Origin of the sequence: Alistipes finegoldii DSM 17242 (assembly GCF_000265365.1) — a bacterium.
GTDB lineage: Bacteria > Bacteroidota > Bacteroidia > Bacteroidales > Rikenellaceae > Alistipes > Alistipes finegoldii.
On record NC_018011.1, the window covers coordinates 2,137,033 to 2,148,745 of the forward strand.

Consider the following 11,713-nt stretch of genomic DNA (forward strand, 5'->3'; position numbering starts at 1 on the left):
TTATTCGTTGTGTTTCTTGAGTTCGTCGAATAGCGTCTTGAGCTTCGCGTTGGATGCCAAATACAGGAAGAGCATATTTCGGGGTTTACAGATCATGGCCAAGTGTTCCTTTGCCTCGTCGATCCGCCCGGCCTTGTAGTATACCAAGGCGGCCAGTGCGTGCGTCTCTTTTGTGAAATGCCACCAATGCAGATAATCCATGATGTCTGCTGCGTCCTTGATCTTTCCCTGCTCCCAAAGGTCGAGTACCATAGCCTCGTAGCTTTTTCGACGAAAGGAGACCGAGTGCGGTAGCATGTAGCATAATATGGTGCCGACACAAAGCAGAAGTGCATAGAGTACTATATCGAATAATCCTAACTCAACTGTCATAGGTCGTAGATTTTACGTTGTTCTGCTTATAGAGTATCTGGATTTCGGGGTCGAGGTTGCCGCGGAACTTCAGCACCGGGTCTGCCTGAATCGCCTTGAGGTAATATTCCAGTCCTTCACGCGGCCGGTTCATGCGCGAGAGGGCTATGGCCGATAGGTAATCGGTTCTTGGGTTCTTCTCGGCCGGCGGCAGCTGCTCCAGAATCTCGAAAGCCGCCTCGTCGTAACTCAGCGAGAGCAGCACGATCGCAAGGTTCTGGCACTTGTAGTCGTTCAGGGTGCGCAGCGCCCCGACATAATCCCGGTCGCGGAGCTGCTGCACTCCGCGCATGTAGGTCGTGTCGAGTACGGTCAGCACGACGGTATCCTTGACCATATCGACGCGGCGCAGGTTGTAGCGGAAGTCCACGGCCCGCAACTGGGGATAGAGGATCTCCTTCATGAAGGCGTAGTCCCCGGGGAACTGCTGGCGGATCTGCTGTTCCGTCACGTCGAGGTTCCTGCTCCGGTCGATCATGTCCGTAATCTTTTCCCAGTTGGGCACGTCGCTGTTGTGGCGGATCAGGTGCTTGAGCAGCGTCCAGTCCTCACCGATGGAGCGGGTTCGGATCAGCGTATCGACCTCGTGGCCGAACTTTCGCACCAAGCGCTCCTTGATTGCCCGGGCACGCTCGCCGGCAATACGGTTGTTGGTCGCCATCGAACCGTCGGGAGAGGATGAAGCGGTAATGGTGATAGAATCGACGAAGAATTCGTACTGGTTGATAAGCGTGTCCATCAGACGTTCGATTTTGTCAAGCTGCACATGGTTCTGGCCCATCGTGTCGATTACATTGGCACGGCCGACCGGGAAGGTGATGTAGTTACGGTCGCGTACCTCGACATACTTGTCTATGATTTTGAGCATGTACCGAGGCTCGTTATCCAAAAGCGACAACATGGATGTCACGGTGTAGGTCAGCGTATCGCTGTTCGTGAGGTCGTAACGGCTGCGGTCGATGGCATCGACGCGGCCCCGGAAAAAGAGATGCAGGCGCTTGGTATCCTTCGTCGGCCGATAGGTCTGGGTGTAATAGTAGCGTATCTCGCCTTTGCGGATCAGTACGGAGTCGAGCCTCGGATCGTTCAGGTAGGGGAACGAGATCGTTTGTTTGTAGGTGGACTCCAGTTTGTCGGCCCGGCGCTTTTGGCCGCCGGCGATGTAGCGGTTGTAGGCTTCGTAGTACTTCGCGGCCAGACCGGTAGTGGTCGTAAGCTCTGTTGAGTCGCCGAGAATACGGTTCAGGTACTTGTTCATCTGCCAGTACTGGCGCTTCTGGATGTCGGAAAAAAGCTCACCCCGGATAGAGAGAGGTTGCAGCGCCTCTTCAGTCCCGTTGTTCTCTATGACCGGGGTGAGCGACAACCCCCACGTGCTGCTCTGGAGAGCAGCGGGTATGCCTATGATGAAGTCGATAGCAATCTCCCCGTTGCGTTCGGCTACGGTTTTCGACTTGGCGACGATGTAGACGGTTTGAATGTCCTCGCCCTTGATGGTGACTTCGCCCGTGGAGTCGCGTTCGACCTCGGCCAGATAGGCGCTGTCGCGGCCACCGTTCATCGAGATGCGGCGCATCTTGGCCACGGCACGTTCTACGTCTTCGACTTCGGGCGTTTCGACAGGCCCGTTGCCGGGCAGGTGGATGTCGGCCGTCGGGGTGCTGCGCAGCAAGGAGTGCGTCATGGCGCAGGAGAGCATCAGGACAGTCAGGGCTATGGAAACGAGTGTTTTATATGGGTTCATTTCTTAGTTGATTTGATGTCCGATAATCCTTCGGCGATATATTCGTTTGCCTTTGCCAGATGCGAGTTCTCCCGCGGACATTGAAGTTCCTGCTTCTCCGGTGCCGTGGCATGCCACTCTTCATAGCAGTCGGGACAATACATGAGATTGACGGCTCCCACATAGAACCCGCTTGAACTGATCTTCCGACCGCAGCGGTCGCAGACTTTGGCCCGAACCCATACTTTGATTTCGGCGGCCGATAATGTCAGTACTTTATATCCTTTGGAGTTTTCGAAAGTCGTTGTCATGGGATCTGTGAATTAGAACAAGTAGGAAAATGACAGGTTGCATTTGATCGGGACGAGCAGGAACCGGCGGTGACGATAGGTATACTCGTCGTCGAACTCCCCGATGTACTTCGGCCGCAGCTTCTCGGTGTAGGGGGTATAGACGATACCGGCCCCGATCTCGACGATGAAGTTCCAGCGGGTACTCAGGAGTTTCGAATAGCCCCACGAGCATCCGATGCCGTAGGCGTTGCCTTTGAAGGTGCGTTTGTCGTAGCCTATGGTGTAGTTGGCATAAAACAGCGAGGGGGAGACGAACTGTCCGATGTATCGCTCGACGAACCAGTGCCGCCATCCCGGTTGCAGGACGACATGGCTCCACTGGGTGTCTCCGAACTTGAACGGATTGGCTGACACCGGAATGTTGATCGTATTGTGCAAGTTCACGTTCAGATCGACGGCCGCGTTTATGTTCCCGGCAGCCCATCCGACGATGTTGGTCGATACGGACGAGAACTGGGCGTAAGAGGCTGAAAACGTGAACAGCGATACGATAATGAGGAGATAGTGTTTCATATTGACGATATTGTGAAAAAAGTGGGGCGGACGCATTTGCATAATGTATTAAATCCCTTCAGTCTGCTTGGAAAGAGAAATTGTCCGCCCCAGTAGTTTCATTCCGGAGTGTTGTGTCATTTGCAGACCGATGCTTTTATACATGATTAGATTTTAATACGTTATGCGATGCAAAGGTACCCGTTCTGTGAGGTGCAAAGCAAATTATAGATACTTTTGGGAGGGGCTTCCATTTTTGTAATCGTTTGATTCTAAAAAAGAATGATTATATTTGTGCAATTGAATTCTACAAGAAAAACATGGCGAAAAACGGGGATACGAGAAAGCTCCTGCTGGATATTGATATCGAAACGATGGAGTATATTAATGACTACAAGTATGCAATGCTTTTATCCCAGGGGATAGTAATGACCAATGTGGATATATTTATTGCAGCGATCCAGAGTTTAAAGCGTGAGACAGAGAAGGAAGGAACACTCAAAGTTGTTCCCCGGCCGGAGCATGTGCGTAAAATGGAAGTCAGCAGACGCGAAGCATTGCAGGCCGGCAAGTTACGGAAGAAACAAAATAAGGAGTAATACAAGGAGGGCTTGATTTAAGGCCCTCTTGTGTTGATAAAGAGATAGCAATAGGGAAGGGGCGGGAGAGTTTGTCCGTTCCTTTGGACGGTATAATGTAAATGCTTTCCCGTACTGCGGCCTGAGGTTCCCATTATGCCAATCGGATCGCCGATATGTATTTTTTGGCGCGGACTCCGGATAAAAGTGCGTTTCAGGTGCCCGTATGTGGTTTTAAAGCCGTATTTGTGCCGTATCTTTATGTGTAATCCAATAAGATCATTATAGGCTACTGTATCAATAATCCCGTTTGCCGCAGCGTAGATTGTATCATTCCCAGACGGGGGAATGTCGATGCCTGAGTGCTGGTGTATTTTTTGTGTGATAGGGTGAATGCGCAAGCCGTAGCCTGAAGAGATTCGCACCCTGTCGAAATTCGGTTGTTGTACTGGGGAGATACATGGGATGTCGAGGATCTGCGGTGCTCTAGCTGGGAGTTGGGCAATGATATCTAATATTTCATTGTTTCTCGCTGTATAGAGTGCATGTGTATCTTGTCCCCATAAAGTTATGGGAAGCAGTTGGAGGAGCAGCGATATTTTTGTCCATTTTCTCATAAAAGATCAGAAAGAAGAACATGCAGAGCATTCGTTATCGCCTCGTTCCGGGGGCAGTCGGCCTTGATGCTCCTGCAAAACTCCTGTATGGCTTCCTCGTTTTTGCGCTCGAGGTAATCCCGGTATTCTCGATCTGACATAGACTGGTGAAACTGGGGCTTAAAATCCGCGATGTAGTTGACGAGGTAGGGCTTGAAAAAGGCTAAATCGTATAATTCTCGTATTTCCAGATCAATAATCTGCTGGAGTTTTTTATCTGTATTTTCACTCATTGGTTTTTGATTTTTTCAACTGTCGATTTTGAAAAAAATACATAATTCTTGATTGATTGACGCTTCAGTATACTGCGTTCGACTTTCTCTATCGCCCTGTATTTTGCATTTTTTTTGTTGTCTGCCCGAACTCTGCAATGCACGATCATAAAACGTAACCCGACATCATATAGGCCCGGGGGAACTTTGTTGGCAGTTTTGTAAATACCTAATAGGTTCGCCATTCGATGTATGGCTTTGGAACTCCGTTTGAATTTCACCTCCAGCTCTTTAGCCGTATACTTTGGATAGAGTTTAATCAATTCCTTTTTTTCTTTTGAATTCCACTCCATAGTCTTGACAATTAGTGTTTAATAGGAACATTGAGTTCTATCTCACGGACACAGGCTTCCATGTCGTCGCCCATAGCTTCAGCCTGGGCCATTCCTTCGAGCCGGAGTCTGTCCGAGTCGTTGTCTGCGAGGGCATATAAGCGTCCGTATTCGCCATATGCGTCCTCGATAGTGATGGCATACACTTTCATATTCGGTATATTGTTATTGGTTTGGGGAAAGAATATCTTGTAGTTCCCACTCTCCTTTCATGTATTGCATGGTGGTTATGGCGGCTCGTCATTTCAGCATCGGGTATCATGGTGCCGGTCGTTATAAATTTTCTTTTTCCTTGAGGAGCAACAGCCCCTTGTAGATCGTTTCCCGGAGATTGTCTTGTATCCCCGGTAACTTTCGGTGCGCCTCGATGATCGACCATATTTCTTCCGTGAAGTCGATGCTTCTCTTCTGCACGAATGTATATGTCCGGCTACGCTTCTTTTTCTGGCGCTGCGTAATACCGGCCAACGCGATGCTCATCATGTCCTCGTCGTAGGAGGGGCGGTCTTCTATGGCTGGCATATGGAGTGTCTACTGAAGGAGTTTAGCAATGATTTCATCTGTCAAAGCACTCATGTCGTCAGCGCCTTTCGATTTCGGTGCGAATTCAAAAATCGTTTTATGTTCGGCTTCTGCCTGTTTGAAGGCTTCGCATAGGCGGATATTCGTGTTGAACGCATCAGGGAGAAGATCATCCGCCCGTAATAGTTCGACCGTTTGTTGGTAAACCTTTGTCCGGGCGTTAATCATGCTTAATATGATGCCTCCGAGCTGGATTTGGGCTCCATAATTCTTTTTTATCGTGTTTGTGGCAGAGAGGATACGTCGCATGCCGTCGTAGGAGAATTCTCCGGGCGACAGGGAAATAAGCATGGCATCGCCGGCGGTGATTGCGTTTATGATGATTGCATCGAGAGCTGGGGCGCAGTCGATGATGGCAATATCATAATCCTTGTATTCGGGCATTGCCAAGTACTTTTTCAGGAAAAACGGGGCGTTCACGTCGTTTGCGAGCTGAACGTTGATATTCGATGTCCTGACATCCGAAGGGATGATGTAAAGGTTCGGATTGATCTCGTACGGTTTTACGGCCTCGCCTGTTATAAAGAGCTTGAATAAAGTCTCCTTGTGTTTCGTAGCATTGAAGATTAGCGAGAGGTTCGCTTGTTCGTCCCCGTCGATCAGGAGAACTTTCTTTCCGAGTTGGGATAGGCGGAAGCCGACATTTGCTGCGGTGGTCGTTTTCCCGACACCGCCCTTTTGGTTGATGGAGATTAAAACTTTCATGGTAGCAGACTGTATTTGGTATTATAAATTGAGTTCCATTTGAATCACTCCCTGTTCGTGAGAAATCTTCTCTTCCTTTATCGCGTTTTCGATGGATTTGAGGTAATATGCATCGCGATTATTGATCTTGTCGCCGTGATCTTCCATGTAAATCCATGCTGCGAGATGTCTTTGAAACACGTATGTGTAATTTCTTAGGGTTATATTTTTGAATACCCGATTGTATCTGTCTTGCCCGATTTTTAAAATATGCCCAGCACAATGCCGCATCTGGGAAAGATGGTTCTCGTAAGCGTCGAGATCTTTTTTCGACGGATGTGTCTCGTATATGTTAAAAATAATATGGCTTGGCGTGGAATGGCGATTGCTCGGGAACTCCTCGGTATAGGTGAAATAATAGTTTGTCGTATTATTTTGCACCATAAGGAGCAGCTCGTCGCGTGCGACGTCGAGGACGCGCCGACGGAACTCATGGTATCTCGGGACTGAGTTGGCGCGGACACGCTGCTTGGATTCTGTACTCCCTTTCTTCTTGGGTGAGTCGACATTCAGAAGCAATCGTAGATCCGGATAGGGAATAGCCCATTTCTTCCCATCTGCGTGCCGGCATATCTGCATGTAGATCCTCGCAGTATAAACCGAATGGCAGTTGTCGACGGTAGCTTGCAATAAGCGTGAGTATCCGTAACAGGGATTTACCAGCAATCTGGCTATATCTTCGTCGAAAAAAATATGGATGTAGCTTCTGTTTTTCTGGGACTTGTCATTGTTGTAAAATACTCCCTGGCATAAAGGCCGGCGGCCGTCAGTCAGGGTTTCTTTGGCCAATTCCGACCATGTGGGGAATTTTACCGGTATCCTGATCAGATCGCTGATGGCAGCTCTGATCCGGCTGTAATGGCTCCGGATATTCGTAAAAGCATCTAAAGGTATCCTAACCTCGAGTGTCCGCTCGTTGATCTTCCAGTAAACGTTTTCGGCGTGCAGTCGGAGGTTCCGCTCTTCCCCCAGAAGGTAATCAATTTTTTGATGTTCCCCTTTGTTTCCGAAGCGTCGGCACAGCGTGACGTATTCGTCTATATTTTGGTTGATGATCGGCTGTAAAATGTTGGTGATTTTTACGATTGCCGATAGTTGTATCAGCCGGTAATTGTATTTGGCATCCAAAATCATGTTTGGCTGGTTTAATTCGAGTGGTGCTTCGCCAGTCGGGAGGGTTGGGGGAACGATCAAGCTCTCGCTTTTGTATACTCGAGAGTCTTTGTTGCTATATATCGTTTGTACTGCCATGATCGTGGATAAACAAGAGAGAGGGGATATGGTGTGCCAACTGCTACCGTGGGATCAGTGATGCAGTCTTATCACCACTCCCCTCAAGTCTCCTGTGCTTTATATTGATAATTTTAATTCTTTATATTTCCGCTTGAGCTGTTTGAAGTCGAGCAATAAGGCATCTGTTGTAAGTATGAGGATTTTTCGTGAGGTGCTATCCGGATGAGTCGGAATGAATCCTGCATGAACATACTCACGGACAGTCTCGACACACACGTTGTGCATCCGTGCGCAGGCGTCAACGGTTATGGCAGTGCCATAGAATTTTTGAGGGTCGAAACATTCCTGTTTCATCCTCGCGACGGTGGCTTCCAGATTTCTCACTGTGAATTCGAGTTGTTGGACGTAGAGACTGATCTTGGTGGAATCAATATGTGTAGAGTCTTCCATGACTGATTACGATTTATGATATTCTCGTGATTGTAAATGTATTGTCGTCTGAATATGTTTTGGTTTCAAACTTTCGTGGCTCGAGTTTTCCTGTTTTTATCTTCTTGTTATACCGCTTTATTGCCTGTCGGCCATTTATGACTACATTCCCTACATTTTTGAAAATGGCAGGATTTCCTACCTTCATTCCCTTTAAGAATACTTCCCACCCTTTGGAGGAAGGTACTTCTGTAAAAGTGATTTTTCGAGGCATGTCTTTGGTTTTCAAATGTTATTTCTTATCTTTACCTAATTTATTGGGGTGTGTGAGTTTGGTACGCATGTCCCACAACGCAAATATACAACAAATGTTATAATAAACAATAGAATTGTTATAAATTTTATTTGATTTGTTATGGATATAACGGAGCGATTGAAGGAAATTATTGATTACCTCGGACTTACGCCGAATGCCTTTGCTGCGAAGATTGGGATTTCGCAGCCACGGATGCGTAATTATCTGACTGGACGCACTCCTGATTTTGAAACATTAAGACGAATTTGTATAACATTTGTAAATATTGAGCCGCGTTGGTTATTGACTGGGGTTGGAGACATGTTGGTTCCATCGATAGCGCTCGGTGCGACTAACCCTTCTTCTGCTTCTACGTTAGAATTAGCGATTATAAAAACACAGGCTGAAACAATTTTAAAACAGCAGCAATTCATAAACGATCATTTCATGGAACTACACCAGAAAAAAATATCCCCCCCCCGCGTTGGCGTGGAATATCCTGATAAAGAGCATATTAAAGAGTAGTTCTGTGTTTGATATATTGTAGTGGGATCCAATTTTCAAACACGGACTCCATAATAGTATATCGAACAAAATGATAAAATTCTATTTAGCTACTCCCCAGCGGGAGAGATCGGCGATTATCTTATCCGTAACATTTAAGGGCAAACAGTATCGACGCACGACAAAAGAGTCGACTTTGGTAAAGTTCTGGAACCCCCAGCGACAGAGGGTTCGGGTGTGTCGTGAAAACAGATTGGCGAATTGCACGAATGATGCGTTGGAGCTGTGGTGCCAAGCTGCCCAACGAGCTGAAGTGTACTTTAAGAAAGGTTATACGATTCCATCTTCGCGAGACTTTTTCGAGGTCGTGGATGAAGAGTATTACAAAGCCTTAGAGCGACCTGTTCCGTCAATAAATACTCCGGAGTCTCCCTCTGACTATTACTCTGATTATTTTGAGCGTTATATTGCCCGCTATGCCGATGCGAGGTCGATAATAACGATCCGGCATTACCGAACAGTCCTGAATAAGCTGAAGCAGTATGAAAAGATGATTCGGTGTCGTTTGCAATTTGAAGATATCAATATCAATTTCTATAATCAGTTCCGGAGCTGGATATATGGGCAGGGATATTCGGATAATTATTTCGGCAGTCTTATCAAAGTGATCAAACAGGTTTATAGGGAGGCCCGGGAGGTGGATCACCTGCATAATTTGAATGGCACAGCTCATAAAAATTTTATCACGGTAGCAAAAGAGAGTGATCCTGTCTATCTTTCGGTTGACGAACTGATGAAGTTGTATAGATTGAGAATCACAAAAAACACAGTATTGAATGAGTGGCCGGATCTGTGCGGAGAGAAAGCAGTCAGGCAGCGCATAGCTACATGTGAACTGGTACGGAACCGGTTTCTTATCGGGGCATTTTCGGGCATGAGGGTGTCTGACTTTAGTCGTTTCAGCGAGTCAAATATTGTTGATGGGATGATTATGATGCGTACCCGTAAGACAGATACCCCGATTGCGATTCCACTTCATCCTGTGATACAAAGAATCCTTGAGAGCGATTTTGACCTGTCAAAAACGATTTCTGACCAGAAAATGAATGTCTATATCAAAGTGGTGGCGAAAATGGCAGGGATCGACGAAAAAGTGACAATTTGCGAACATCGAGGGGGTGAGTTAAAAGAGATTAGGGTCGAAAAATATACTTTGATCTCTACGCATACTGCTCGCCGATCTTTCGCCACGCACCTCCAGCGTTCCAAAGTTCCGCTTACTGCGATTTCCAAGGCTTTGGGGCATAAAAAGGTTACTACGACAATGCGTTACCTGCGATTGGGGGTGGATGAGAATGCTGCTATACTTGCGGGAAGTTCCTTTTTTAAGGATTTTGAAGGAGAAGAGTAATTCAATTTATCCTAAATTTTATCCTGCACAAAAAAAAGGACGCTGATTATCAGCGTCCTTTGGTGCCCAGGACAGGGATTGATTTATGAAAACATATACAAACAACTGAAATTCGAATATATTTATAATATGTTGAAATATAGTATATTAAAATGATATACTATGAAATGTATTTTGTCTGTTTTTAGCTGTTTTGCAAAAATGCGGACACGGTGCGGACGCAAAAGTATTGCTGTATTCGAATCTAAATCATATCTTTGTAGAGCATAAAATGAGGATGTATGGCAAAAGTTACATATGTTTTGGCGCAAGGGGAGAACAGCGCGGGAGAATCGCAAGTTAATTTCCGTGTCTATGTTTCCCGCGAATTGCGTGTACGTGTGCCGTCCGGCATTTGGGTCGATCGGAAACGTTGGGGAAAGAAAAACGATATCAATATTCCGAACATACCGGGGGAGGAGCGCGATGCGCTGTTGGCAAAGCGGGCGAAATTGAAAGAATTGGTCGATGTAATTGAGACCTCGGTCGAGGCGGCAGACGATAAATCGACCGTTACGCGCGAGTGGCTCGAAAAGTTGATCCGGCGCACTTTGCGGCCAAAGACGGCGACTTCCGTTGAGGAAAAGAAAATAGGCTTTTTCCCGTTGACGGATGAATACCTCGCTACGCATAAATTGTCCGAATCGCGTGTCAAGCATTTCAATGTCTTGGTGCGGACGTTGAAGCGGTATGAGTTGTATCGTAAACTGTCGAACCGACGGTTCGTGCTGGACGTACACACCGTATCTCCGACGACACTTGATGATTTCGGGGCATTTCTGATGAAAGAACCGGAGATTTTCGACGAACATCCGGAGTTGTACGACGAGGTGCCGTATGCCCGGCCGAAGGTGAGGAAGAATCTGCCTGTGAAGCGCGGCCCGTACCTCAACGCTGCGGGAGAAACGGTAATTCCCGGCCGTCCGAAAGAGCGGGGCATGAATTATGTTTCGGACATGTTGATTCGTCTGCGGTCGTTCTATGTATGGCTCAATGATAATGGACATACTTCCAATGATCCGTTCAAGCAGTATAAGATCACGGAGATTGTCTACGGTACGCCTATCTATATTACGACCGACGAACGCAAACAGTTGGCCGAAGCGGATATGGGGGATGACAAGCAGCTGGAAACGCAAAGAGATATTTTTGTTTTTCAGTGCATGATCGGCTGTCGGGTGAGCGACCTTTATAAGATGACCTATGCCAATATCATCGGCGATTGCATCGAATACGTTCCCCGCAAGACGCGCGACGATCGGGTGGTGACGGTCTCGGTGCCGCTGATCGGTGCTGCGAAAGAACTGATTCGCAAATACCTCGACGAGAACCGTGGAACGCTGTTCCCGTTTATTTCGGAGCAGAAATACAATGTTTATATCAAAGCGGCGTTCCGTAAGGCGGGACTGACGCGCATGGTGACGACGATTGACCAGCGGACGCGGCAGAATGTTCAGGTGCCGATCTGCGACCTTGCTTCGTCGCACATGGCGCGCCGGACATTCATCGGGAATGTTTATAAAAGCGTGAAAGACCCTGCGATCGTGGGAGCGATGTCCGGGCATAAGGACGGCAGCCGGGCGTTCGCCCGCTATCGCGATATCGACATGGATATAAAACGGGATGCCGTGAGCGTGTTGGAGTAGAATTTGTTTTGTC

Annotated in this window: 16 protein-coding genes; 4 read left to right on the forward strand and 12 right to left on the reverse strand. The window is 47.5% G+C overall.

Going from position 1 to position 11,713, the window contains the following annotated elements:
• The 4 genes from ALFI_RS09305 to ALFI_RS09320 are packed head-to-tail and all read right to left on the reverse strand — an operon-like array spanning position 1 to position 3,000.
• A complete protein-coding gene (locus ALFI_RS09305) occupies positions 1-372 on the reverse strand; it encodes a hypothetical protein (protein WP_014775624.1) in 372 nt (123 codons plus the stop codon).
• Positions 362-2,155 (reverse strand): tetratricopeptide repeat protein, encoded by a 1,794-nt coding sequence (locus ALFI_RS09310; protein WP_014775625.1) that lies wholly within the window; start codon positions 2,153-2,155, stop codon positions 362-364. The genes ALFI_RS09305 and ALFI_RS09310 overlap by 11 nt, the downstream gene beginning before the upstream one ends.
• The gene (locus tag ALFI_RS09315; RefSeq protein ID WP_014775626.1) at positions 2,152-2,445 is read right to left on the reverse strand and encodes a zinc finger domain-containing protein; all 294 of its coding nucleotides are present in this window, start codon (positions 2,443-2,445) and stop codon (positions 2,152-2,154) included. The genes ALFI_RS09310 and ALFI_RS09315 overlap by 4 nt, the downstream gene beginning before the upstream one ends.
• A gap of 12 nt (positions 2,446-2,457) precedes the next feature.
• Positions 2,458-3,000 carry a DUF3575 domain-containing protein gene (locus ALFI_RS09320; protein WP_042493508.1) on the reverse strand — a complete coding sequence of 181 codons (543 nt, stop codon included), beginning with the start codon at positions 2,998-3,000 and terminating at the stop codon, positions 2,458-2,460.
• Positions 3,001-3,299: 299 nt separating this feature from the next.
• Between ALFI_RS09320 and ALFI_RS09325 the strand changes: the two genes are divergently transcribed.
• Entirely contained in the window at positions 3,300-3,578 is a 279-nt protein-coding gene (locus ALFI_RS09325) for a hypothetical protein (protein ID WP_014775628.1), read from the forward strand.
• 17 nt (positions 3,579-3,595) lie between these two features.
• On the opposite strand, the gene ALFI_RS17790 is transcribed toward ALFI_RS09325, so the two are convergent.
• The 8 genes from ALFI_RS17790 to ALFI_RS09360 form a co-directional block, all read right to left on the reverse strand.
• A complete protein-coding gene (locus ALFI_RS17790) occupies positions 3,596-4,174 on the reverse strand; it encodes a M23 family metallopeptidase (RefSeq protein WP_014775629.1) in 579 nt (192 codons plus the stop codon).
• Positions 4,171-4,446: a hypothetical protein gene (locus tag ALFI_RS09330; protein ID WP_042493510.1), complete on the reverse strand. Its 276-nt coding sequence runs from the start codon at positions 4,444-4,446 to the stop codon at positions 4,171-4,173. The genes ALFI_RS17790 and ALFI_RS09330 overlap by 4 nt, the downstream gene beginning before the upstream one ends.
• Positions 4,443-4,778, reverse strand: a complete 336-nt coding sequence (locus ALFI_RS09335) for a hypothetical protein (RefSeq protein WP_014775630.1) — start codon at positions 4,776-4,778, stop codon at positions 4,443-4,445. Before ALFI_RS09335 ends, ALFI_RS09330 begins: the two co-directional genes overlap by 4 nt.
• 11 nt (positions 4,779-4,789) lie before the next feature.
• The gene (locus tag ALFI_RS09340) at positions 4,790-4,969 is read right to left on the reverse strand and encodes a hypothetical protein (RefSeq protein WP_014775631.1); all 180 of its coding nucleotides are present in this window, start codon (positions 4,967-4,969) and stop codon (positions 4,790-4,792) included.
• A gap of 121 nt (positions 4,970-5,090) precedes the next feature.
• The gene (locus ALFI_RS09345) at positions 5,091-5,339 is read right to left on the reverse strand and encodes a hypothetical protein (protein WP_009597056.1); all 249 of its coding nucleotides are present in this window, start codon (positions 5,337-5,339) and stop codon (positions 5,091-5,093) included.
• Between the two features lie 9 nt (positions 5,340-5,348).
• Positions 5,349-6,104 (reverse strand): ParA family protein, encoded by a 756-nt coding sequence (locus tag ALFI_RS09350; protein WP_014775632.1) that lies wholly within the window; start codon positions 6,102-6,104, stop codon positions 5,349-5,351.
• 21 nt (positions 6,105-6,125) lie between these two features.
• Entirely contained in the window at positions 6,126-7,394 is a 1,269-nt protein-coding gene (locus ALFI_RS09355) for a replication initiation protein (protein WP_042493513.1), read from the reverse strand.
• Between the two features lie 99 nt (positions 7,395-7,493).
• Positions 7,494-7,826 (reverse strand): hypothetical protein, encoded by a 333-nt coding sequence (locus ALFI_RS09360; RefSeq protein WP_014775634.1) that lies wholly within the window; start codon positions 7,824-7,826, stop codon positions 7,494-7,496.
• Positions 7,827-8,220: 394 nt separating this feature from the next.
• Here ALFI_RS09360 and ALFI_RS16210 point away from each other — a divergent pair, with 394 nt between their 5' ends.
• The 3 genes from ALFI_RS16210 (at position 8,221) to ALFI_RS09375 (ending at position 11,700) form a co-directional block, all read left to right on the forward strand.
• Positions 8,221-8,625 carry a helix-turn-helix domain-containing protein gene (locus ALFI_RS16210; RefSeq protein ID WP_052312786.1) on the forward strand — a complete coding sequence of 135 codons (405 nt, stop codon included), beginning with the start codon at positions 8,221-8,223 and terminating at the stop codon, positions 8,623-8,625.
• Between the two features lie 70 nt (positions 8,626-8,695).
• Complete coding sequence (locus tag ALFI_RS09370) at positions 8,696-10,015, forward strand: site-specific integrase (RefSeq protein ID WP_014775635.1); 1,320 nt, start codon at positions 8,696-8,698, stop codon at positions 10,013-10,015.
• Between the two features lie 281 nt (positions 10,016-10,296).
• Complete coding sequence (locus ALFI_RS09375) at positions 10,297-11,700, forward strand: site-specific integrase (protein ID WP_042493516.1); 1,404 nt, start codon at positions 10,297-10,299, stop codon at positions 11,698-11,700.
• The last annotated feature ends 13 nt before the right edge of the window (positions 11,701-11,713 follow it).